Here is a 22,540-nt window from a genome sequence, read left to right on the forward strand (position 1 = left end):
TCCTTACTTCCGTTATGTATAAATAATGTCGATTTATTAAAATGGGGGTTACGAAAAAACATGTTGATGTCGCATTTGATGGATCATGGGAAGGGCATCCGCGGCCGTTCCTCCCTGACCGATCGCTTGACACATGACGTGCATCGCCGGTGCGGTGTGACGGAAAATACGGCGATATGAACCACATAAATAATTCTGCTTATGTTTTTGCCCTTCTTGCGGCACGATACGATGCTTCGGACAGCCGCCGTAACACAAACCGTGTACTTCACAAGACTGACACTCATCCGTTAATTGGGTTGACTTGGCCACGCCAAATCGTTGCTGTTGCTTACTGGTTGCCAGTTTGACCAATGGCGCTTGGGCAATATTGCCCAAGCGATTGGCGGGATAGACGTAGTGATCGCACGAATACACATCACCATTGGCCTCAATCACCATCGCCTGCCCGCAATTTTTTGATTGCACACAGACCGATGCCGGATAACCCAGCCATGTCGCCAGAATGCTATCGAACATACGCACGAACACCGTACCGACATCTTCTTTTAACCATTCGTCAAAAACGCTGGTCATGAACTCGCCGTACCCCTGTGCAGGCACAGAAAAATGCGTCACAGCGGCGGTTTTATTCGGCGAATAACGCTCAATAGACTGTTGTGCGGCACCCTGCACTTCGACGATAGGAATAAACTGCATGTGCTTAGCGCCCAATGATTTCAAAAACTGGTAGGTTTCTTTTCCCTTGTTCCAGTTTTGATCGTTAATCACCGTCAGCACATTAAAGTCCACTTGGTATTCCAAGAGCAGATCAATGGCGCGCTTTACTCGCTCAAAGGTGGGTTTGCCATTGACTGAAATGCGATATTTATCGTGTACCTCTGGTGTACCATCAACTGACACCCCAATTAAAAACTGATTATCAGCAAAGAATTTGGCCCATTGACGATTAATCGCAACGGCATTCGTTTGAAAGCTGTTCGTTATCGTTTTACCTGCTGCATATTGCCGCTGGTATTTCACGACGTCCTGATAAAAAGCCAATCCGGCTAGCGTGGGCTCTCCCCCCTGCCATGAAAAATCCACCGCATCGCCATCTTGTGACGCGATGTAATCTCGAATGTAGCGTTTTAAAACAGATCCCGACATGGCATCAGGTTGAGGCGCTGCCTTGGGTTGCATTTTCTGCCCACAAGACAACGATTTGCTTTCACTAAGCATCGCCTCCTTTTCTAAGTAAAAACAGTACTCACATTTCAAGTTACAGCGATAGCTCGTCGGCTTTGCCATCATGTGGAATCGAGCTGTAGGGGTATTCGCCAGCGCCATGGACTTTCCTTTGTTTTTTATTATCAGCTAAAAGTCATAATACGAAAACAAACGAAAACTTAAAGAGATAGATATCACAACAATAAAATCAACTGAAAGATATCAATAAAGAGGCATTGTGATACTTATACAGAAAATAAAACGGAAACACATAAGCGTGAGAAATCTTCTAAACATTGCGATATTGATCAATTTATCGCCACATAACTTTCGATAGCCTTCGATTACTACAAACACACAAAATAAAGGCTAACAATGAAACCCAACACAACATTAACCTCCATCGCTATCGCACTCTCAATTGTACTTTCAGGCTGCAACAGCGAAAGCAATCAAAACAATGACTCGCTCAATGGCAAAGGCGCTCAACTCGAGCCGGGCGGCTATATGTACTTTTTTGAGAAGGGCGTACCAGAAGCCATTACCACCACCTCTGAACATGCGCTTACCACCACCACACAGCATTTCAAGGACGGTGCACACGCACTGAAATGGCAGTACACCCCTCATAGCCTGTTAACGTTCCACCAAAATATTGGCTATGACCCAGACACCGAAAATGACATCACACCACAAACCTTTATGGCGTGGATCTACAACGACACACCGTCATCTGAAACGCTAACGTTTGAATTTGGTGATGACGACACCACACACGTGCACTTTGAATATGGTTTGAATTTCTCAGGATGGCGCGGCATTGCCGTTCCTTTCCGAGATATGACGGGCACCGCGGTAAAAGGCATGGATAGATTACGGGTGATTGCCCCTGATTTAGTCGGTACGGTGTATTTTGATCAAGCGATGCTCGCCATTCCTGTCGATAATCGTTGGCCAACCCCCGATCATCAGCAGCCATTCATCAACCCTGATGTGGAGGATATGGCCAGCAAGAACTGGACAGCCTTATTGATGTACGATAAGTGGCTGAAAGCTAAACACCCTCAGTTCGATTTCAGCGCCGAGTTTGATGATACAACGGGTGACAGTGCCATTTTGTACACACAGTTTGATCAGCACCTTGGCGTAAATACAAAGGCGTCGGTCAGCCAAGAAAAAATCGATGCTAACCTCGAAAAATATACCGCCTTTGCCATGAAGAAGAATCCGGATGGCAGCTGGCAAGGCAAACAACTCGACCACCCTGCCCACCAGAAATTTTTAAAAACCGGCATTGTCAGTGATAGCACGCTAAACACACTCACGACTTTCTCCAATATTCGAGACTTGGGCAAAGCCATGCTCGAAACTGCCAAGTTTTTACGCTCAGAGTCGCTAACGGACGCGCAAAGAAGTGCGTTAGAAGCCATGTTCATTGATGCCTACCAGTATGCATTAGATCAAGGCTGGCAAGGCGGCTCTGGCATGCAAATTATCAGTCATGTCGGCTACCAAACCCGTGAATTGTTTGATGCATTATTCATTGCACGAAAACTGTTGGCACAGCATGACCTGCTCGAATCGGCACAACAAGCAATGACGTGGTTTAACGGCACAGGCCGTATGTTCGAGTCTGACAAGGAAATTACCGCCTCCAACGTGGATATTTTAAATACCCAGTTACAGTGGATGATCAAAAGCTTCCTGTTACTACCAAACCCAACCGATCGCCATGAAATGCTGGCACAGTTACAATCTTGGCTCAGCAAAACATTACTGGCCTCTGACGGGTTAGGCGGCGGATTTAAAAAAGATGGCAGTATTTTCCACCACTCACAACACTACCCCGCGTACGGCAAAGATGCGTTTGGGGGCTTAGCTGGTGCGGTATATGGGTTAAGTCACAGTCCGTACAGCCTGACAGAAGACGCACATTCCCGCATTAAAGATGCGCTACTGAAAATGCGTGTTTACACCAAAGACATGAACACACCTGTGGTGCTCAGTGGCCGTCACCCTGATGGCAAACAAAAGATCACTTCCGTACCCTTTAAGTGGCTGGCATTAGCGGGCTCGCCAGATGGCGCACAGGTCGTGGATAAAGAACTCGCGGCAGCCTACGCCAATTTGATCAATAAACCCGCTTACGAAAATATCCCCGCAGAAGCTGATCCAACAGGCACATGGGTCATGAACTATGCCTCGATGGCGGTTGTGCGTGGAGAAAGCGCTGAAGACGTGAAATCCTCCTGGCTGGCTACCGCTCGCGGCTTTAGTCGCTACTTGGTGGGTAATGAAACCTATGAAGCCAATAATTTGTATGGCCGTTATTTACAGTATGGCCAGTTCGAAATTACCCCTTCGAATATCAAGGATCGCGCCTTCAGCCATGATGGATGGGATTGGAACCGCTTCCCCGGCACCACCACCATCCATTTACCGAACGACAAACTAAAAGCGACCTTACATCAGTTACCGGGGGCCGGTATTGAAGAAATGTTGCTTTCAACTGAAACCTACTCTGGCGCGAACCATTTACCTGCCGAAAACAGCGCCATGTTTGCCATGAAGCTACAAGGGCACAAGAAATATGAGCAACAAAGCTTAACGGCCAACAAGTCCTATTTCATGTTTGATAACACGGTGATCGCCCTTGGTTCAAACATCAACAATGATGACACCGAGCACGACACTGAAACCACGCTATTCCAACATCATGGCGCCTTACCGGAAGGAACGTTTAAATCCGTCGAGGTCAATGGCACCGCTATCAACCAGCCGGGGAATATCCAAACATTGGATGGTGATGTAACCTTCAAAGATCCGGCAGGAAACCGGTATTTCATACACACCACAGCAGAAGAGCCTGTTCATTTCAGCTATTCACAGCAAACGTCAAATGATGAAGACGATGGTGCCATCACCACGGGGTACTTTGCTACTGCCGTGCTTGATCACGGTAAAGCCCCTGAGAATAGCGGTTATGAATACGCGATCCTTATCGAACCGAAAGACACACACATCACCAAGCCTGACTATACCGTCATTCAACGTGATGCTTCAGTCCATGCGGTAAATATGGGGAATATTGAAGCGTATGCTTTCTTTGCGCCAACCGAGATGGCTCACCCTCAGCAGGTTCTCTCGGCGCAAACCCCCTCACAAATTATGCTACATCACGATACGCCGAATACACAGCTGACACTGAGTGTCGTCAATCCAGATTTCGCGTTTTATGATGGTATAGATGCCGATCAAGTGGATGCCAATGGCGAGCAAGTCGAAGTCAGTATTTATGACCGTGAGTGGCGTTATAACCTTTCTCAACCGGTCAAGACGTCCTTTGTGGTGAAAGGTGAATGGCAACTCGAAAACGCCCACAACAAGATTACCACGACGATTGTTGAGGGGAATACACACATTACCACGACGACAATCGATGCCACCCCTCTCCGCTTTACGCTAATCAAGCCATAACCTTACGATTCAGCCTTGCCACACTAACCAGCCACTCGTGCAACACGAGTGGCTTTTTTGTACGTATTCTGTCGCCTTCTCGATTAGGAGATGATTACAACACGACGTGAATTGCCGCTTAAATGATCCATCATTTCCAACCGTTAGTTTACATCCACCAGACGTAAAAAAGCCTGCGGTTATCGCTCTTAACACAAGAGAATAACAACAGGCTAAGGTAACGCGTTCGCAGCCCTTATTGGGTAAACGTACAGGTACCAAATGTTTCAGGGTTATGGAAATTCGGCTTGGCGGTCTGTGGATCCACCCACGTCATCCACCCCATGTCGATTTTACCGTCTTTTTGAGGGGTGAATTCCGCTCGCATTAATGCACACAATACGGTGGTTTTATTTTTATCTTGCCATAACCCCAGTTTATCCAGTGTCGCTAGCGGCAATGCCCCTTCAACCACATAGCCGGTCTCCGTCATGCTCGCCTTGGCAACTAACCCCGGCCATTGCCACGTACTGTCTAATGATGTCCGTTTTTTCGCCACGGTGTCATACGCGGCTTTACCACTGAACACGCGCGCTTTAGGGTCAATTTCCATGGTGTAATACTGCGACAACGTCGCGTCTTTAGCCAAGAAAATCTCAACGCGATCGGAGTCCAGAATGGCCCGTTCAGGATCAGTGCCTATCGCCAACTGTTTATCTTCAACGCGGTAACGGAAATACATCGCGGTATTATCCCACAACGCTTTAAACTCCGTCGCTGGGGCCATTTGAGTGCGCCATGGAAAAGAAAACTGCGTAAGTGTATCTGCGGTTTGCCACACGGTATCTTTACCCTTGCCATCGATAACCGGCGCCTGTTGCGTAAATTGGATGTGGTAATTTGCGGGGGTTTCTGCGGCCACCTGCGTTGACATCATGCCACTCAGCACTAATGCTGACATACCAAGGATCGTTTTCATTGAGGATTTCCTTTATCTCGTGATAAAAAAAGCTGACTTTATAAAAAATAAAATCAGCTTTGATTGACTACATCTTGTCCATTCGTTATTTCGCTAAATGCATCACTTCTGTTGCCGCCAGCAAAAAGGCACCCGCACCATAATCGATATTATGTTCAAATTTCACATCACGGGGATTAAAGGCCGGAAGCTGTACCCAGCCCATCATGCCATTCTCATGCACACAGGTTTCGACCGCTGTCCATGCTTTTTCGATAACGGGCAGATAGGTTTCACGGTCAAGCTGACCATTGTTCACGCCCCACGCTAAGCCATAGCAGAATAGCGCTGTCGCACTGCTTTCAGGCGCGGGGAAGTTGTCAGGATCCAATAAACTGGTACGCCAGAAGCCGTCGTCTTGTTGGTATGTGATCACTTCTGCGGCCAAAGCTATGAACAAATCCAGGTACGGCTGGCGCGCGTCAAAATCGTCCGGCAAACGGGCCAAAATACGCGGGCACGCCGCCAGCATCCAACCGATACCGCGAGACCAGAACACGTTTTCACCGTTGGCTTCTTTAAACGCAGCACCACCATCGCCAAATTCATTACGGTACTTCTGACCCAGTTCCGTTGGCATATAACGGTAATCACGGAAATACAAGCCGGTTTCAGGATCGTACAAATGATCAACCGCATCCCAGAACGCCGTGTGCATATAGTCGACATACTTACGTTCACCCGTTACTTTTGATAACGCCGCAAACGCAGGGGGAGCCATGAAGAGTGAATCCACCCACCACCAGTCTCTATGCCCGGGTTGTGGCTCATCAACCATAATATCAAACGCTTTTATCGTGGGTTCCAATGCTTCTGGGATATTCACCAACGGGTAAACATCTAAATATGCTTGTGTACACACATGGTCATCGGCAAAGCGCGGAAAAGCACCGGTTCGATAGCCCGTGTGCAAGGTATAATCCATCACGCCCTCAAGGTATTCCTGATCATCCGTCGCCAGCCATGCCGCCGACACACAGGACCAAAATACGCCGCGTTCCCAATCCGTATCTTTAATAAAGCGTGTCGCCCCACTGCGGCGGATCACACTGCGCGTCTGATTCGCCGCCTGATAACGGTATACGCGCTTCATCAAGGTTAAAACGTCTTGTTTTATTGTCGTCATCATCATGTATATCCTTTGGCACCATCATGCCAGCGTTAAAATAAGGGCTTATTTCAAATCAGACATGGCGACATGATCCATATCGTGGAAGGTTTGATTCTCCCCGACCATGCTCCAAATAAAGGTATAAGCGGCCGTTCCCACGCCAGAGTGAATCGACCAGCTTGGGCTGATCACGGCTTGCTCATTACGCATCACGATGTGACGGGTTTCTTGCGGTTGACCCATATAATGAAAAACGATGTTGTCAGCTTTCATATTAAAATACAGATACACTTCCATGCGGCGCTCATGGGTATGGCAGGGCATGGTATTCCACAAGCTGCCAGGCGCAAGCTCAGTCAGGCCCATCAATAGCTGACAGGTTGGCAATACCGACGGGTGAAGGTATTTATTGATGGTGCGAACATTACAGTTCTCTTGCGAACCCAAGGTTTCTGGCGAGGCATCTTCTTGGGTAATTTTACGCGTTGGGTAGGTCATGTGCGCCGGGGCGCTATTCACGTAAAAACGGGCAGGTTGTGTCTCTGACACACTTTCAAAACGAACGTCTTGTGCCCCTTTCCCTACATACAAGGCTTCTCGGGTGCCGATTTCAAACGTCTCACCATCAACGATAATCAACCCCGGTTCACCAATGTTGATCACGCCTAATTCACGACGATCAAGGAAGAAATCCACACCCAGAGCTTTACCCCCTTCCAGCATTAATGCGTCTGTTGTTGGTACAACACCACCGACAATAATGCGGTCAATATGGCTGTATGTCAGGTTAATTTCACCGGCTTGGAATAAGCCTTCAATAAGAAATTGCTCACGCAAACCTGCGGTATCCAGTTGTTTCGCGTGATCGCTATGAATCGGTTGACGAATGTTCATGTTATCCCTTTTTATTCTGTTGTGTTATCCGGCACGATGTTGGTGCTTATTGGCGGTATGCCCACTGCCCTTTGATCAAAGTGCCCGTCACCGCTAAGGTGTGATCCATGATGGTCAAGCTGGCTTCCATTCCCGGCGCAATAGCCCCGAGTCGCCGTTCAAGTCCTAAGTATTTTGCTGGCACCCATGATGCCATTTGCACCGCATCCCAAACGGGTACCTTGACCAGATTAACCATATTTCGTACGGCCTGATCTAAACTACAGGTACTGCCTGCCAGCGAGCCACAAGGGCTGCGCGCTTCACCATGGGTCACGGTGATCGTCTGAGCACCTAAAATGTACTCACCGTCACTCAACCCTCCGGCGCGCATGCAATCGGTGATCAATGCAATACCTTGGTAGCCTTTCATTCGATAAGCCAATTGCATCATCACAGGGTTCACATGCACGCCGTCGGCTATCAGTTCAGCGACCATGTCATGGTAAAGCACCGCGCCGCAGCACCCCGGTTCACGGTGATGCAGACCCCGCATCCCATTAAAAAGATGCACGCCACAATCGGCACCCCGTTCGAACGCTTCCGTCACTTGTTCAAAAGTGGCGTCGGTATGCGCCACCGACGTTTTAATTTGGTTTTCAGTCAACCATTCAATGGCCGCCATTGCCCCTTCGGCTTCTGGTGCCAAGGCTGCGCGCAGCAAACTCGAACCCGCTACCGCTTTCATTTGTTCTAATTCCGCTAACTCTGGGGCTTTAAGCAATGCCGGCGGATGAGAGCCACGATAGCGTTCAGTGAAATACGGGCCCTCAAGGAAACTGCCGAGCAATTCAGCACCTTGCGATTGCGGGTGTTGCGTAAACTGGTTAACACTTTCAAGTGCGTGAATAATGTCATCCCAATGCGCCGTCACCGTTGTGCCGACCCACGCAACCACGCCTGTCGCCGGTAATGCATCCGAAATGGTCTGCAGGGCCTCTGAAGTGCCATCCATGACATCGCACCCATTACGACCATGAATGTGCATGTCAACAAATCCCGGCATAATGGACTGCCCATCAAGGTGGATCACTTCACACCCCGCTGGAATATGTGGTGTCACATCAATAATCATGCCGTTTTCAATGATGACCGCCGTGTCGGTGACGATCCCTTCCGGTGAAAAAACCTGTTCAGCAAGCAATGCATAGCGCATGGTTATAGCCCGTCTTCACATTCAAGTTCTAATTCTGGCTCGGGTGCCATTACGGCTTGTAGTTCTTTACGCATGTCTTGCAAGCAAGAACTGCCGATATCTAACAGGGTTTCCACCAACACAGGCAGCGTACTGTCCTCGCGCTCAAACGCCGCATTAGCAATCATGGGAAGGCTGACGCCCGCCAACAACTCCACATTATCGGTATCCATTAAAATGGACATTGCGCGATTGCACGGAGAACCACCCGGAATGTCCGTTAGAAACAAGACGCCCTCACCGCTATCAACCTGCTTCGCAGCCTCACGCAGTGCCTCTTCTAATTCCGCCGTTGACATCGACTCCACAAAGTCAACAAACTGCATTTGTGCTTGCTCACCAGCAATGGCTTTTACTGCCGACGCCATACCTGATGCGAAATGAATGTGACCAGAAACAACAATACCAATCATGAGAAAAATCCTTGATAAAAAGGGGGGAGTCTCCTCCCCCCCTTGAAACGAAATGTGACGATTAAAGAATGCCGAGGAAGTGACCCACTACACCTGCAGCCAGTGTCGAGAAGATAAGCACCGGCGGTTTCGCCCAGAAGCCGGTCCCTTTCACCATTTTGAACATAAAGAACACTAAGCAAAGTGGCAGTATGTTAGGCATGATCTTATCGAACAGGGCACTTTGGAGTTCAACCACCTTGCCCCCCAGTTCGACCGAGGCCGTGGTCTGTATCTTGATAAAGCTGGCCGACAGCGCACCGATAACGAAGATACCCATGATATTGGCCGCTTTTGCCAACTTCTCTGTTGCATCACTCATGTTAACCATCGCAGCGGTACCCGCTTTGTAGCCCATGAACATCAAACCGAAGTACACCAAGAAGTGAACCGTTTGGTACAAGAAGAAGAAAACAAATGGACCTGCAATCGAGCCTTCCATCGCGATGGAGGCACCCAACGCCAGTGTTAATGGCATCAATGTCATGTGGTCAATCGCATCACCGATGCCACCCGTTGGCCCCATACCCGCAACCTTCATTACGTTTACCGTAGACGGCTTTTCTTTGTTCTCTTCCATTGCAATGGCAGTACCCAGCAAGAAAGTGAACAATTTCGGGCTCGCATTAAAGAACTGAAGGTGGTTCTTTAACGATTTAGCAAAGTCGTTTTTGTTGTTACCGTGGATCTTCTTCAGTGCCGGAATAATCGAGTAAGCAAAACCACCCGCCTGCATACGTTCGAAGTTAAAGTTACCTTCCATGAACAGGCCGCGTAGCGAACAAATCCAGAGATCTTTCTTCGTAATAACTTTACGTGGCGTGGTGTCTTCATACGCATCGATACCATCTACCAGATTTTCCGTAACCTTACCGTTTTTGTCGGCCAGTGAGCCTGCAGTGATATCAGATGCCATCTTCAAATTCCTCGACTTGATTATTGTTAGATCCGTTATTGTTACCGCTGAAGAAGTAGTACAGCGCGGCGATTGATGCACCAATGACAGCGACCGCCATGATTGGGAGTTTCAAGTACGTTGTCATGACGAAGCCGATGAAGAACACACCCGCCACTTCTTTAGACCACATAATTTTCAGTAGCATGGCGAAACCGATAGCTGGCACCATCTTCGCACCAATACCAAGGCCTGTTAGCAGCACTTTCGGTGCGTTTTCATCAATCCAGCTCGCCGCATGCTCACCAAAGTAAACCGTGACAAAGGCCACCAATGAATACATCAGCGCGCGGAGTGAGATTGTGGTAATCAGTAACCGGTCAATGCCATCCGAGTTAGCTTGCTCAGCAAAGCGGTCCGCTTTACCCATGGTGAACGATGTTAAGGCGAAGAAACCAATGACCAACATCTGCATCAGTACTGCGATAGGCATACCTACGCCCATGGCGACTTCTGCTGACTGCCCCGTCATTACCGCAAACGAAACAGCAGCAATCGTACCTAGCGTTACATCTGGCGGCTGAGCCCCCGCATTCGGCACCAAGCCTAGCCAGGCAAGTTCTAACGTAGCACCTGCAATCAAACCAATTTGCATATCACCCATAATGAAGCCCACAACAGGGCCTGTTATTAGTGGACGGTGGATGTTCAACGCAACATCGTACTTATCGATGCCACAGAAGAACGCCCATACTGCGACGAGCGCGGCTTCAAAAAACATGATTTATTCCTTATTTAAATCTCTGTTTACAGTCGATTTGGGCGCCATTAGGCTGGCTGTTTCGCAAGCTCAAGCACATTGATCGGTGATTGGTCTGGCGTATTTTGGATCGTACAGGTCACACCACGGGCAACCATACGTTCAAAAGCATCAATGTCGGTTTCATTCACAGACACGGTTTTCGCGATTTGGCGCTTGCCTTCGTGGAAGTGCATATTGCCAACATTACAATGTGTAATGGGCACACCGCCTTCAACCAGGCGAGCAACGTCTGTTGGGTTATTACAAAGGATGAATACTTTCTGTTTTGGTGACGCTTTGTGGATTACATCAATCGTCTTCTGAATGCTAAAAAAACGCACGGCATATTCACCACCGGCAGACGCTTTCATTCCCGCTTGCATAAATGCCGCGCTTGGACCATCTGCTGCATCATCATTAGCAACAAGAATTAAATTAGCTTCCGTGTGTTTACCCCAAGTAATACGAATTTGACCATGCAGTAGACGTTCGTCAATACGCGTCCAGACAATGTTAGGTGACGTCATTGGTAATTCATCCTTCTTTATAATGTTATTAAACTAATTCGTGAATTGTTACACCCTGTACAACGCGGTTCACTTCACCCGTTGGACATGGATTATCAGGTGTATTACTCAACAGCAGTGAGTAATGAAAAGCATAAATTTGAGCAACAATTAAATAGGGGAAGAGCAGCTCAACATCACTAGCTTCATCCATGCCATCAATAATAATGCATTCGCCATTTTCAACTACATCATCTTGCTTTGACGTAACAGCAACAACTTGGCTTGCGATATTATCTCGACGAAGTTCGTTCAATAGATCCACATCATATTTCCGTGTATATGGATCATTTGAAATAAATACAACAACTAATGTTTCGTTATCGACGATAGATTTCGGACCATGTCTGAAACCCAGTGGTGAATCAAATGTAGCTACCACTTTACCCGCCGTTAATTCCAAAAGCTTCAGTGAAGATTCTTGGGCCAACCCTTGCAAGCAACCACTGCCCAAGTAAACAACACGTTTTGCTTTCTTAGAGGCTATTATACTGACTGGGTGATTAATTTCTTTGATCAAAGCCTCAGAACACTTACAAAGTCTTTCAATCTCTTTCGAATAATTGTTTTCTTGTGCCAATACAGTAAAAGTCGCAAGCATCATCGAAGAAAAGCTAGATGTCATCGCAAATGACTTATCATTGGTTTCTTCTGGCATCAAAATCGCTAATGCTTTTTCATCATGACCGCTACGACGGTATAGCTCCCCGCCAGCGTTACACGTAATAATCAAGTGGTAACAGTGAGTTAGGACTTGATTAGCCAGATCAACGGCAGCGACACTTTCAGGGCTGTTGCCTGAGCGAGCAAAAGAAACAAGTAATGTAGGTACATCTTCTGCAAAGTACTGGCACGGATTTGAGACAATATCCGTTGAAGCAATCGCTTCGACGCGGCGTGACAGCACTTTCGTTAGTGCGGGCGCAAGGGCTTTCCCTGCAAATGCCGATGTCCCCGCCCCTGTCATCACAATGCGTAAGTCTTTCTGAGCCAAGAGAGGCGCTAAAAAGTTATGGCTGGTCTGTCGACATTCATCAATAATTGAATACGTTTTTTCCCAGCACTTAGGTTGTTGTTGAATTTCTTTTGCGGTCCAAAAAGCCTTAAGGCTTTCTAGATCTTTGATATCAAGATCTAAATATTTCATGTTTCTCTCTTTATAATTAAAGTTTACAAGCTGAAGAATAAATGCGAAGGACTTGCTGCACTTTATCAATAACAAAATCTTTGGGGGTATTATTAATGTCACCATTTCTTAATGCATGGAATTGCTCAGGCAAATAGCGACTAATTAATGGCAGTGGCATGCCTTCTTTCGATAAATTATTAAACAGTTTATGTTGTGCGGCTTGAATAGTTTCATTCGGCCAGTAGTAACGGATGCGGTCACTGAAGCTGTAACAACGTGCAAAACGTTGCTGTGTTTCATTACCATGATAATACTTTTGCCAGAAATCAGGTTCTGCACACATTGTACTTTCAATATGATCTTTCAAATGAGAGCAATGTGCCTTTGGGATCATCTCTTCTTCAATTTCACACAAATTGAAAAGCGCTTCACGCATCGCAAATGTTAATGCTGGCCCCACTTTTAAAATAGAGAAATGGTCGCGCACTAACGCTTTATACGCACTATCGGGCTGATAATCGGTTGAGTGGGCTTCAAATACCATATGCGGGTAGTGCTCAACCACTCGACTTAATGCTTGGGCTTTTTCAGAACAGTAATCAATAACGCCTGTGTGATCGAACTCTACGCCAGGTTGTACGACCAACCCGATCACGCGATCCCAGCAATTGGCTACACCGGCTTTTTCAAATGCATCTCGGTGACATTGAATGGTTTTTTCTGCCGCTTCTGGCGACGTCACCTCAACACCGTCTAATTGTTCTGCAGCACCGCCCGGAACAGGCACTTCCGTTCCAATGACATAGACCACATCACTGTGACCGTAAGTGGCAATCGCGGTTTGCTCTGCGACACGCGCTAAACGTGCGGCACGTTCAGCAACAATTTCATCAGATAAGGGTACCGGATCACCCGCACAAGACATGCTGCAATCTAAATGTATTTTTTTGAAGCCCGCAGCCACATAAGCTGCGATCAATGCATCCGAATTCACCATTGCTTCTTCCGCAGGCAAGCTTTGCCAGCGATTAGGGCCTAAATGGTCACCCCCCAAAATTAAACGGTCGGTAGGAAATGCCAACTGCTCAGCAAGCGTCAGTACAAAATTACGAAAATCAATCGGTGTCATGCCGGTGTAACCACCGAATTGATCGACTTGATTAGAGGTTGCCTCAATCAGCAACGGAGAATGATCTTGTTTAGCTTGAAGTATCGCTGCTTCGATCACAAAAGGGTGAGCAGAACAAACAGAATAAATACCATTGTTGCCACCAGCTTTGTGGCGTTTTACGATCTCAAGAAGGGTGCTCATGTACTAACTCCACAATCAACATCTGATAGGTTGCTATGGAGTTAGTAAGCGGTGGGGCAGGATTAATCGGTCTTTTCGACAATAACGACTTTGACTTTCATATCACGCAAACCTTGGAGGTACTCTTCTGAAATACCAGAATCTGTTACCAAGGTGTCAATACGACCAAATTCTCGGATCATATGACAACTGCGTTTGCCAAATTTGCTTGAGTCAGCAATAGCAACAATATGTTCAGCAATATCGCACATTAAGCGGTTTAGACTGGCTTCCTGCTCGTTGTGCGTTGTAATTCCTGATCGAAGGTCAAATCCATCCACACCTAAGAAGACTTTATCAAAACGGTAGTTTTTTAAGCCACTCTCAGCTTGTGAACCCGAAAAAGACAGCGCATTCTTCCGAAGTACACCACCTGTCATCAGCACCTCAACACCCGGTTTTGATGACAACTCCATAGCCACATCCAGACCATTGGTCATTACTACTACATCTTCGACAGAAGCCAAATTGGCTGCAATTTCGCGTGTAGTAGTACCCGAATCCAGAATGACTGTGTCACCATCTTCAATCAACGCAGCAGCAGCTTGTCCAAGTAAGGATTTCAGGCCTGCATTTTGCCGACGTTTTTCATGAACGGTTAGTTCAGCAATAACCCCTGTATTTGGAATCGCGGCACCGTGCGAGCGCACAACATACCCATTTTTTTCCAGAAAACTCAGGTCACTGCGGATAGTGACACTGGAGACACTAAATCTAGCCGCTAGGTCCTCTACACGTGCTTTACCGTCTTGGTTAACCACGCTGACGATTTCCATTCGCCTTTCGACAGCACTTTTCATTATTTAGTCTCCTGCTGAAATCGCACTTTCGTTTGATTTCGAGTTAAGCTTACAAGTAAAAACAAAAGGAACAAGGTGAAGAAGTCAAACTTGAGATCTCTTTCACATACTTTCGATATGCACCACTTCATTTGCGCCTGCTTTCGCTTGTTGTTTTGAAAGTGAAAGAGACGTAAAGGACGAAACGCACAGTAGATCGCGTTAACGTAAGGCTAGTCGCAACCTAATCGCAAATCACTATGCAAGCAGTTTTACTTTGAAAGTGAAAGCCTTTCCACATCGTGAAATTGCTCCCTATTAAGCAGTAAACCTTCGCTTTCATACTTTCGATGATTTGCGGTAGTGATATAAAAACATGAAATCGTAAGAAAATAAAGTTCAGAAGCTTTCTATTGTAATTTACATCGCAAACGGACTAAAAAATGCCCCCAAGTGGCATATCAATGTGTCATTATTATCAGATGGCAGCGTGGTTTTAATTGCACCCAAGTGCACAGGAATGGCTATACGACATCGGTTTCAGGGCGGAATGAGGCGCACATGATGCCTAAGGCAATAGCCCCATTTACGCCACCCGCTAAACAAAAAATGTCGAGCTCGGTCAGGTAAATAATGTGATTACGGATTTATTACCCCTCCTCGCTTTTCAGCACACCTCGGCGAATTTGATCCAACTCGATCGATTCAAACAAGGCCTTAAAATTCCCTTCACCGAACCCTTCATTGCCTTTGCGTTGAATGATTTCAAAGAACACTGGCCCTATGACCGTTTGAGTGAATATCTGCAAAAGAATGCCGCTCTCATCGCCATCAATCAGTACTTTTAACGCATGCAGTTTCGCCACATCTTCGTGATGTTCAGGCACGCGTCGATTAATGCCTTCGTAATAGGTATCTGGCGTATCCATAAAGATCAGCCCATTCTTTTGTAACTGTGTGACAGTCTCGAATATGTTTTCTGTGCTCAACGCAATGTGCTGGATCCCCTCCCCGTTATACTGTTCGAGGTATTCCGCTATCTGTGATTTATCATCATGAGATTCATTGATCGGGATGCGAATTTTCCCGCACGGCGCCGTCATGGCACGTGATAACAAACCGGTCATTTTGCCTTTAATGTCAAAATGACGGATCTCTCTAAAATTGGCGAGTCGTTCATAAAACTGAGCCCAGCGATCCATATGCCCCCGTTCCACATTGTGCGTAAGGTGATCGATCACAAGTAGGCCCGCATCGTGTTGTGCTAAGCGCGCTGCCGCATCCGGATAATAGGTGAAATCAACGTCATAAATATCGTGGTCACCATAACGGTCGACCAAATAAATCAGTGACCCGCCAATACCGTAAATCGCCGGAATGTTCAATTCCATCGGGCCAGCTTGGGCATCACACGCCTCAGCCCCTTGTTCGATGGCATGATCCAACGCGGCACGGGCATCTTGCACACGAAATGCCATGGCATTCACACTGGCCCCGTGTTCACTGGCAAACCCCGACGCCTGCGACTGCACTTCCCCATTCACAATAAAGTTAATATCACCCTGCCTGTATAGCCAGACTGCTTTATGGTGATGCTTGGCAATTTCCGCGAAACCCATTTGCCCAAACAGCACTTTTAACCCGTTTATCCCAGACTCGGTCGGGGCCGTAAATTCGACAAACTCAAAGCCATCGGTGCCTAATGGATTGTCGTGTGGATCTCTCAACTGGTGTTTATTGAACTGCGTATTCGCTTGCTTCTCCATCATGATCACACCCTCTGGTTGCCGTTCTATTTATAGACTTAGCAGTAAGACCTGAAGGATGAGAAGTTTGCACCACCAATGCCGTTTTCAACCTGTCAATGTGGACTGTAAAGTGCACGTGCCATGCCGCAATATTGGCAGCACTATTTGGAGGAATCGCCATCCCCCCACTAAAATGACAAGAGTAGCTAAAAAAGAAGGCATACAATGTCAGTCACCAAACGCGATCAACTTACGTTGCCGAAACGCAAATCACCAAACGTGATCCTTACGGCTGATATTGATATTACCCTTGCCACTTATCACTACCTGACAAACGAATTTCATCACGCCCGCCGCCATGAAGCGGGGATGATTCGTGATGACGACGAAGAATTTCTCCATCAATACCGCGTTGCCTTACGCCGTTGTCGTGCCCTTATTGGTCTACTGGGACCTTTGTTTGAAAAGCGGCAGAAAGTCATGCTGAAGCTGGCATTACGCACGCTCATGCAGCACACCAATACTTTGCGCGATCTCGATGTGTTCTTAATGAAAATGGAAGACTATTTCTTTTTGCTGGAGCACCCGCACCACAATGGCCTCACCCGTTTCTTTGATGATCTGCAGTACCAGCGACGCAAGCGCTTTAAAACACTCAAACGTTGGCTGAAATCCAATGAATATCAGCAACATTGCACGTTGATCAGTGGGTTACTTGATGAATTATCATTGACTGAAAAGAAGAAAAACGCCGCTCAACCTTCGACACTCGACGTTGCCAGTTCGGTATTGTCGTATCACTCACAGCGGGTCAATACACATTGTGATGAGGTATCGCCTTCTTCACCCGATACCCAATTACATCAACTGCGTATCGACTGTAAAAAGTTTCGCTATGTACTGGAGTATTTCGCCCCGCTGTACCCCAATGCCAAAAGCAAACACCTGTTGGCGGCCCTCAAGCAATTACAAACGTCATTGGGGGATCTGAATGATCTCACGGTACAGCAAGCTTTTTTAAATAACTATCTGAATACCACACAATGCATGGACATGAAGAAAACCGCCCTTGAAACGTTAATCGCCCAAACACACGATCGGTATGCGCAGTGCCACGCCGACGCATTAGAACAAATTACGGTATTTCGCGATCCCCAGCATATCGCACGTTATGCGATGTGGATGAAGAAGGCCTAAGCCTCCCCTCCATCAGCCTTGCAACGCACGCACAATGTCTTTTTCTAACGCTTCTGGTGTGGTTGTCGGGGCATAGCGCTTAATTGGTTGACCATCACGACCAATCAAAAATTTGGTGAAGTTCCATTTGATCTTCTTCCCCACTAAACCGGGTAAGGCTTGCGTCAGGTATTGGAAGACGGGGTGGCTGTTCTCGCCGTTCACATCTACCTTTTCGAACATCGGGAAACTTACCCCGTAATTGATTTCACACGTCTGGGCAACCTGTTCATTACTGTCTGGTTCTTGCCCGCCGAACTGATTACACGGGAACCCTAAAATAACCAAGCCCTGTGATTCATAGTTCGCGAACAGCGCTTGCAACCCATGATATTGCGGGGTAAAACCACACTCGCTGGCCGTATTCACAACGAGTACCACCTTCCCTTCAAACTCCCCCATCTGCGTCGCCACGCCGTTTATGCGATTGGCAGATAAGTCATAAAATACTGTCATCGTTTTTCCTTCTACAGGGTTGAATGCCGCCAACGAAATCCCATTCTGTCTCGCTGAAACGCGCATCTTAAGCTCACTTGGGTATATACTCTCTAAAGTTTCCTTTAGATCAAACTAATAACATGAAATCACTCGAAAAACTATTGCTCGAATTTGGCTTGGATGCCACACCGCTTAGCGACAAGGAACGTCAGTATGCCAACGACTTTCTGGCTAATCGCGTCCCCGCGTTTAACGCGATTAGCCAACAACGCGCGGATAAACCCCAGACGGATCTCGCGCTGGGTGTATTAACCCAATCATTCCAAACCACCTTTGAGGCGTATCAAGCCACGCAAAGCACTCTCACTGACATGCAACAACTCTTTCAACGCGAAGTCGGTGAAGAGCATGCCAGTAAATTCCACACCCTTGACGCCCTTGAGCTGAAAGTGATCGCGACATTGTGGTTATTGTGTCAGGGCTACTGCGGTATTGATTACAGCTACGCCAACGACCAAGCCACGTTGATCAGCCAAACCCTTTATGCGGATGAGGCTGACCCTCATAGCACACAAGGCACACAAGGCACACAAGGGGCGCAGGAAACACTGCGCCAAGCGCTGATGCACACCTACTACATCGGTGTCGACCATGCCAAGCAGGCTCAACCCCATCAAAGCTTGGTGACGACGATAACCGCCACACTCAAAAAATGGCTGGGTAAGTGACTCAGTCTCCGCCCTCTCCCCAAAAAATTCCGCCTTTCTGCGCTTGAACACCGAACCATGTGTCTTTTTATGTAAACGGGGCGATTTTTGATGATTTTTTATTCAATCTAAGTGACTGCGCCCACTGCAATTTAACAAAAGCAGATACAACTTTTACAAAATCGATCGTTGCACGTTTTTTGCCCGATCAGTACTATTCTCGGACTTCAAATATGTTGTTCCTTAATCATTTATTGCTACGCCTGTCATGGACTTGATAGGCGTTTTTTTTATTAAATGATGGGATGGAACTGCTGCGCTAAATACCTTGCTAATCTTGCCTGCAATACCGCTTTCTCTTCCTGCGATAAAAAACTGGCGTCAATCGCTCTTTCTGTAAACTTGGCCATATCGACTTTTGATACAGTAAAGGTCTCGGCAACGGCTAAAAAAGTCGCATTCATGTAACCGCCAAAATAAGCCGGATCATCGGAATTGATCGTGACACACAGCCCTTCTGCCACCAGCCGCATGACGTTGTGATCGGCAAGCACATCAAAGACCCCTAAATGCACATTCGACAAAGGGCACACCGTTAGCGGAATTTGCCGTTGACGTAGCGTTTCCACGACAGCGGGATCGTCAGTACAACGCACCCCATGATCAATGCGCGAAACCTGTAAATGCGTCAAAGCGCCTTGAATATTTTCTGCTGGGCCTTCTTCGCCTGCATGCGCAACGGTCAGCCAACCGGCCTCTCGCGCCATATTAAACACATTCGCAAACTTTTCAGGGGGATGGCCTAATTCTGATGAGTCCAGTCCGACAGCAATAATACGATCTTTGTACGGCAAGGCTTGACGCAAGGTTCCCATGGCGGCCTCTTCACTGAGATGCCGCAAAAAACACAAAATCAGCCCGCTGGAAATACCGAGCTGCGCCCGACCGTCTTGTAAAGCGCGATCAATGCCGTTGATGACGGTGTCAAAAGACACGCCATTCTGCTGATGGGTTTGAGGATCAAAGAAGATCTCAGTGTGCACGACATGATCATCGTGACAACGCATTAAATACGCCCAGGTGAGATCATAAAAATCCTGCTCGGTACGCAGCACTTTCGTCCCCCAGTAATACAGGTCGAGGAAGGATTGTAAGTCATCAAACTGGTACGCTTCGCGCAAGGCATCTGCCGTCTCAAATGGCAAGGTGACACCGTTTTTCTGCGCAAGCGCAAACAACATGTCGGGTTCGAGTGTGCCTTCAATATGAAGGTGCAGTTCAACTTTCGGTAATCCGCTGATAAACCCTTTCATAACACGCAGCTCTCATTGGTTTTATCTGTCAGGCCAACCTTGTGTCAGGCTGGCACGTGACAGTGACTAGTGAGAGTAGTGTAGTCAAATTCATGCTCTTTCGTGGTGACGCACCGTGGGATTACCAGCGACGCCCCCATTGTCCACGCATCATCACGCCACCAAAAATGGTGAGTACCAACCCGATGGTCGCAATGTATTGGTATTTGGTTTTCACTTCCGCTACCGCATAATCCGGACTGAACGTGTGCAAATAATCACCGCCTCCCTGAGCGATGAAGCTGCCCATGTCCGCCAACACCAATGATTGGCCTAACATACCACCAAATGAAATGCCTCCCCACAGTAGCGACACGCTACCCAAAAGAAGAGAAATAAAGCCCCATGTTCGTTTCGTATCCATCGCTTTGCCCCTTAGTCCTTATCAGGCCACTGCTCACGAAGCCAACGTCATTTTTCGACTCTTTTTGGTCGATATTGTTATCTTTAAGACTATTTATTACGCCCTTCTTTTTCCCAAAACAAGGCGAAATGACAAAATTATGAACAGGGGCGAGTGGATGTATATAAATACCCACCAGGCATCTGATATTGCAGTGATTTTTTGAAGTGGCGCGAAAAACAACAGGGAATGAGAAAGCGAATAAACCTCATGATCCGCCACGATTGGCGGTTAAATCATGAAGTTTATCATTAGAGAAAACCTTACTATTTCTGTGTTAAATCGGTATCCACCCAGTATTTTGAACCAGAAATGTTGGCATCGAGCAGTAATCCTTTTTCACCAATCTGATAAATCGCCATACCGCCGTTATATTTCGCTGTCAGCTCGGCGCTCTCGCCGCCTGCGATAGCACTCACTTCAGACGTTGCTTCCCAGCCATCGGTAATGAAGCGCTCGAACGTCGCCTTGTCTTCAAACAAAATGATTTGCTGATAGAATTTTCCGCCTAAGCCTGCGGCTAAACCCGCCCCAAACATTTTCATGTAGGTATGCTGGCCACTTTGACGCGCCACGGCCACCCCAGCCCCTTGGTTGGTATGTAACATGAGCGAAAATTTACGTGAATCAAACACCGCATACCCATAGGCATGATCAAACAACAATTTGGCGGAGGGTTCTTCATTGAATAAACGCACCAAGGCCGTATCCGCCATGGTATCTAATGCTAAACGTGCTTCTTCTGGCGTGTCCGGATTGAGCATGTCTGTCAGTTTGGCATCAGCTGCATCGAGCCATTCCTGACTTTGGGCTATCGACTCTTCTGTCCACTCACCAGCTTTGTTATAAGTATCGGCGCCCCACTCTGACACGATATCCCAGGTGTCTTTGGAAAAGTCAGAGACCCCTTCCCACGCCTGTTTGGAGCTTTCACTTAAGGTATCACCCAGCTCTGATGCGGATTCTTTGAACTTATCCCAGCTCGCGTGAGCCGGTGTTACCATTAACGCTATAACAATAGCGAGTATTTTTCGTTTCATGACGAGACTCCTTTTCATCACAATCAACGGCCTTCATGATGCAGCCCATGCTCACCGCCAATGACCACTGACAAAAAAGGCCGAATCTTGCGATTCGACCTTAATTATAATACGGCTTTACTTTTGCTTCGGACGGAAAGGTTTGATCACCGCTTCGTCACATTCTAAGAATGGCCCTTCCATCAAATCGATGCAGTAAGGGATCGCAGGGAATACCGCGTCCAAACATTCACGGATGGATTTCGGTTTACCCGGCAAGTTCACGATCAAGCTATCACCACGCAGACCCGCCGTCTGGCGAGACAAAATAGCCGTTGGCACAAACTTCAATGACTCAGCACGCATCAGCTCACCAAAACCCGGCATCATGCGATCACAAACCGCTTCCGTCGCTTCAGGCGTCACATCACGCTTGGCAGGGCCTGTGCCCCCTGTGGTCACGATCAAGCTGCAGTTTTCCTCATCGGCCATCTTGATCAGCATAGCTTCAATCACATCCTGCTCATCCGGAATAACGTGATAGACCGGCTCCCACTCAGAGGTCAGGTAATCATTCAATGTATCAATGATGGCTTGCCCTGAAAGGTCTTCGTACACGCCCGCACTTGCGCGATCACTGACGGTAACGATACCGATTTTTGCTTTTGTCATGCGTTATTCCTTAGGCTGTGCCTTGTTATAGTGCTGTATTATTTCACTCTGCGACTGTCTATTCTGCCA

At 47.4% G+C, this 22,540-nt stretch carries 21 protein-coding genes; 3 read left to right on the plus strand and 18 right to left on the minus strand.

What is annotated here, in order from left to right; genetic code table 11:
* Positions 1-48: 48 nt before the first annotated feature.
* Positions 49-1,329 carry an anaerobic sulfatase maturase gene (locus ACSF8W_RS01635; RefSeq protein ID WP_500844477.1) on the minus strand — a complete coding sequence of 427 codons (1,281 nt, stop codon included), beginning with the start codon at positions 1,327-1,329 and terminating at the stop codon, positions 49-51.
* Positions 1,330-1,584: 255 nt separating this feature from the next.
* On the opposite strand from ACSF8W_RS01635, the gene ACSF8W_RS01640 reads away from it, so the two are divergent.
* Entirely contained in the window at positions 1,585-4,686 is a 3,102-nt protein-coding gene (locus ACSF8W_RS01640; RefSeq protein WP_500844479.1) for a chondroitinase family polysaccharide lyase, read from the plus strand.
* Between the two features lie 235 nt (positions 4,687-4,921).
* On the opposite strand, the gene ACSF8W_RS01645 is transcribed toward ACSF8W_RS01640, so the two are convergent.
* The 12 genes from ACSF8W_RS01645 to hppD form a co-directional block, all read right to left on the minus strand.
* Positions 4,922-5,644: a carbohydrate-binding family 9-like protein gene (locus ACSF8W_RS01645; RefSeq protein WP_500844481.1), complete on the minus strand. Its 723-nt coding sequence runs from the start codon at positions 5,642-5,644 to the stop codon at positions 4,922-4,924.
* An 85-nt stretch (positions 5,645-5,729) separates the two neighbouring features.
* A complete protein-coding gene (locus tag ACSF8W_RS01650; protein WP_500844483.1) occupies positions 5,730-6,812 on the minus strand; it encodes a glycoside hydrolase family 88/105 protein in 1,083 nt (360 codons plus the stop codon).
* Between the two features lie 45 nt (positions 6,813-6,857).
* The gene (gene kduI / locus ACSF8W_RS01655) at positions 6,858-7,688 is read right to left on the minus strand and encodes a 5-dehydro-4-deoxy-D-glucuronate isomerase (RefSeq protein ID WP_500844485.1); all 831 of its coding nucleotides are present in this window, start codon (positions 7,686-7,688) and stop codon (positions 6,858-6,860) included.
* Between the two features lie 46 nt (positions 7,689-7,734).
* Positions 7,735-8,883 (minus strand): N-acetylglucosamine-6-phosphate deacetylase, encoded by a 1,149-nt coding sequence (gene nagA / locus ACSF8W_RS01660; protein WP_500844486.1) that lies wholly within the window; start codon positions 8,881-8,883, stop codon positions 7,735-7,737.
* 2 nt (positions 8,884-8,885) lie between these two features.
* Positions 8,886-9,335, minus strand: coding sequence for a PTS galactosamine/N-acetylgalactosamine transporter subunit IIA (agaF, locus tag ACSF8W_RS01665; protein ID WP_500844488.1), 450 nt, complete (start codon positions 9,333-9,335; stop codon positions 8,886-8,888).
* Positions 9,336-9,396: 61 nt separating this feature from the next.
* The gene (locus ACSF8W_RS01670) at positions 9,397-10,290 is read right to left on the minus strand and encodes a PTS system mannose/fructose/sorbose family transporter subunit IID (protein WP_500844489.1); all 894 of its coding nucleotides are present in this window, start codon (positions 10,288-10,290) and stop codon (positions 9,397-9,399) included.
* The gene (gene agaW / locus ACSF8W_RS01675) at positions 10,280-11,050 is read right to left on the minus strand and encodes a PTS N-acetylgalactosamine transporter subunit IIC (protein ID WP_500844491.1); all 771 of its coding nucleotides are present in this window, start codon (positions 11,048-11,050) and stop codon (positions 10,280-10,282) included. The genes ACSF8W_RS01670 and agaW overlap by 11 nt, the downstream gene beginning before the upstream one ends.
* A gap of 47 nt (positions 11,051-11,097) precedes the next feature.
* A complete protein-coding gene (agaV, locus tag ACSF8W_RS01680; protein ID WP_500844493.1) occupies positions 11,098-11,598 on the minus strand; it encodes a PTS N-acetylgalactosamine transporter subunit IIB in 501 nt (166 codons plus the stop codon).
* Positions 11,599-11,626: 28 nt separating this feature from the next.
* Positions 11,627-12,784: an SIS domain-containing protein gene (locus tag ACSF8W_RS01685; protein WP_500844494.1), complete on the minus strand. Its 1,158-nt coding sequence runs from the start codon at positions 12,782-12,784 to the stop codon at positions 11,627-11,629.
* 16 nt (positions 12,785-12,800) lie between these two features.
* Complete coding sequence (gene kbaZ, locus ACSF8W_RS01690; protein ID WP_500844496.1) at positions 12,801-14,078, minus strand: tagatose-bisphosphate aldolase subunit KbaZ; 1,278 nt, start codon at positions 14,076-14,078, stop codon at positions 12,801-12,803.
* Between the two features lie 62 nt (positions 14,079-14,140).
* Positions 14,141-14,917 carry a transcriptional repressor AgaR gene (agaR, locus tag ACSF8W_RS01695; RefSeq protein WP_500844498.1) on the minus strand — a complete coding sequence of 259 codons (777 nt, stop codon included), beginning with the start codon at positions 14,915-14,917 and terminating at the stop codon, positions 14,141-14,143.
* A gap of 629 nt (positions 14,918-15,546) precedes the next feature.
* Positions 15,547-16,665, minus strand: coding sequence for a 4-hydroxyphenylpyruvate dioxygenase (hppD, locus tag ACSF8W_RS01700; RefSeq protein ID WP_500844500.1), 1,119 nt, complete (start codon positions 16,663-16,665; stop codon positions 15,547-15,549).
* 204 nt (positions 16,666-16,869) lie between these two features.
* Between hppD and ACSF8W_RS01705 the strand changes: the two genes are divergently transcribed.
* Positions 16,870-17,841 carry a CHAD domain-containing protein gene (locus tag ACSF8W_RS01705; RefSeq protein WP_500844502.1) on the plus strand — a complete coding sequence of 324 codons (972 nt, stop codon included), beginning with the start codon at positions 16,870-16,872 and terminating at the stop codon, positions 17,839-17,841.
* A gap of 12 nt (positions 17,842-17,853) precedes the next feature.
* Here ACSF8W_RS01705 and ACSF8W_RS01710 read toward each other — a convergent pair whose 3' ends face one another.
* The gene (locus ACSF8W_RS01710; RefSeq protein ID WP_500844504.1) at positions 17,854-18,336 is read right to left on the minus strand and encodes a glutathione peroxidase; all 483 of its coding nucleotides are present in this window, start codon (positions 18,334-18,336) and stop codon (positions 17,854-17,856) included.
* 122 nt (positions 18,337-18,458) lie between these two features.
* On the opposite strand from ACSF8W_RS01710, the gene ACSF8W_RS01715 reads away from it, so the two are divergent.
* Positions 18,459-19,046: a hypothetical protein gene (locus ACSF8W_RS01715; RefSeq protein ID WP_500844505.1), complete on the plus strand. Its 588-nt coding sequence runs from the start codon at positions 18,459-18,461 to the stop codon at positions 19,044-19,046.
* A 272-nt stretch (positions 19,047-19,318) separates the two neighbouring features.
* Here ACSF8W_RS01715 and ACSF8W_RS01720 read toward each other — a convergent pair whose 3' ends face one another.
* The 4 genes from ACSF8W_RS01720 to mog all read right to left on the minus strand — a co-directional run bounded on the left by ACSF8W_RS01720 (position 19,319) and on the right by mog (position 22,471).
* A complete protein-coding gene (locus ACSF8W_RS01720; protein ID WP_500844507.1) occupies positions 19,319-20,338 on the minus strand; it encodes an adenosine deaminase in 1,020 nt (339 codons plus the stop codon).
* A 121-nt stretch (positions 20,339-20,459) separates the two neighbouring features.
* Positions 20,460-20,741 (minus strand): hypothetical protein, encoded by a 282-nt coding sequence (locus tag ACSF8W_RS01725; protein ID WP_500844509.1) that lies wholly within the window; start codon positions 20,739-20,741, stop codon positions 20,460-20,462.
* A 305-nt stretch (positions 20,742-21,046) separates the two neighbouring features.
* Positions 21,047-21,820 carry a lipid-binding SYLF domain-containing protein gene (locus ACSF8W_RS01730; protein WP_500844511.1) on the minus strand — a complete coding sequence of 258 codons (774 nt, stop codon included), beginning with the start codon at positions 21,818-21,820 and terminating at the stop codon, positions 21,047-21,049.
* Between the two features lie 117 nt (positions 21,821-21,937).
* The gene (gene mog, locus ACSF8W_RS01735; RefSeq protein ID WP_428477714.1) at positions 21,938-22,471 is read right to left on the minus strand and encodes a molybdopterin adenylyltransferase; all 534 of its coding nucleotides are present in this window, start codon (positions 22,469-22,471) and stop codon (positions 21,938-21,940) included.
* Between the last annotated feature and the right edge of the window lie 69 nt (positions 22,472-22,540).

The organism is Photobacterium sp. 270122K (assembly GCF_059941365.1).

What these genes read in the sequence shown, in the direction of transcription:
- nagA (WP_500844486.1), bottom strand. Translation starts at nt 8,883, where the DNA reads ATGCGCTATGCATTGCTTGCTGAACAGGTTTTTTCACCGGAAGGGATC.
- agaW (WP_500844491.1), bottom strand. Translation starts at nt 11,050, where the DNA reads ATGTTTTTTGAAGCCGCGCTCGTCGCAGTATGGGCGTTCTTCTGTGGC.
- ACSF8W_RS01670 (WP_500844489.1), bottom strand. Translation starts at nt 10,290, where the DNA reads ATGGCATCTGATATCACTGCAGGCTCACTGGCCGACAAAAACGGTAAG.
- ACSF8W_RS01725 (WP_500844509.1), bottom strand. Translation starts at nt 20,741, where the DNA reads ATGGATACGAAACGAACATGGGGCTTTATTTCTCTTCTTTTGGGTAGC.
- hppD (WP_500844500.1), bottom strand. Translation starts at nt 16,665, where the DNA reads ATGATGGAGAAGCAAGCGAATACGCAGTTCAATAAACACCAGTTGAGA.
- agaV (WP_500844493.1), bottom strand. Translation starts at nt 11,598, where the DNA reads ATGACGTCACCTAACATTGTCTGGACGCGTATTGACGAACGTCTACTG.
- ACSF8W_RS01710 (WP_500844504.1), bottom strand. Translation starts at nt 18,336, where the DNA reads ATGACAGTATTTTATGACTTATCTGCCAATCGCATAAACGGCGTGGCG.
- ACSF8W_RS01635 (WP_500844477.1), bottom strand. Translation starts at nt 1,329, where the DNA reads ATGGCGCTGGCGAATACCCCTACAGCTCGATTCCACATGATGGCAAAG.
- kbaZ (WP_500844496.1), bottom strand. Translation starts at nt 14,078, where the DNA reads ATGAGCACCCTTCTTGAGATCGTAAAACGCCACAAAGCTGGTGGCAAC.
- ACSF8W_RS01705 (WP_500844502.1), top strand. Translation starts at nt 16,870, where the DNA reads ATGTCAGTCACCAAACGCGATCAACTTACGTTGCCGAAACGCAAATCA.
- ACSF8W_RS01645 (WP_500844481.1), bottom strand. Translation starts at nt 5,644, where the DNA reads ATGAAAACGATCCTTGGTATGTCAGCATTAGTGCTGAGTGGCATGATG.
- agaF (WP_500844488.1), bottom strand. Translation starts at nt 9,335, where the DNA reads ATGATTGGTATTGTTGTTTCTGGTCACATTCATTTCGCATCAGGTATG.
- ACSF8W_RS01650 (WP_500844483.1), bottom strand. Translation starts at nt 6,812, where the DNA reads ATGATGACGACAATAAAACAAGACGTTTTAACCTTGATGAAGCGCGTA.
- mog (WP_428477714.1), bottom strand. Translation starts at nt 22,471, where the DNA reads ATGACAAAAGCAAAAATCGGTATCGTTACCGTCAGTGATCGCGCAAGT.
- ACSF8W_RS01720 (WP_500844507.1), bottom strand. Translation starts at nt 20,338, where the DNA reads ATGAAAGGGTTTATCAGCGGATTACCGAAAGTTGAACTGCACCTTCAT.
- kduI (WP_500844485.1), bottom strand. Translation starts at nt 7,688, where the DNA reads ATGAACATTCGTCAACCGATTCATAGCGATCACGCGAAACAACTGGAT.
- ACSF8W_RS01730 (WP_500844511.1), bottom strand. Translation starts at nt 21,820, where the DNA reads ATGAAACGAAAAATACTCGCTATTGTTATAGCGTTAATGGTAACACCG.
- ACSF8W_RS01715 (WP_500844505.1), top strand. Translation starts at nt 18,459, where the DNA reads ATGAAATCACTCGAAAAACTATTGCTCGAATTTGGCTTGGATGCCACA.
- agaR (WP_500844498.1), bottom strand. Translation starts at nt 14,917, where the DNA reads ATGAAAAGTGCTGTCGAAAGGCGAATGGAAATCGTCAGCGTGGTTAAC.
- ACSF8W_RS01685 (WP_500844494.1), bottom strand. Translation starts at nt 12,784, where the DNA reads ATGAAATATTTAGATCTTGATATCAAAGATCTAGAAAGCCTTAAGGCT.
- ACSF8W_RS01640 (WP_500844479.1), top strand. Translation starts at nt 1,585, where the DNA reads ATGAAACCCAACACAACATTAACCTCCATCGCTATCGCACTCTCAATT.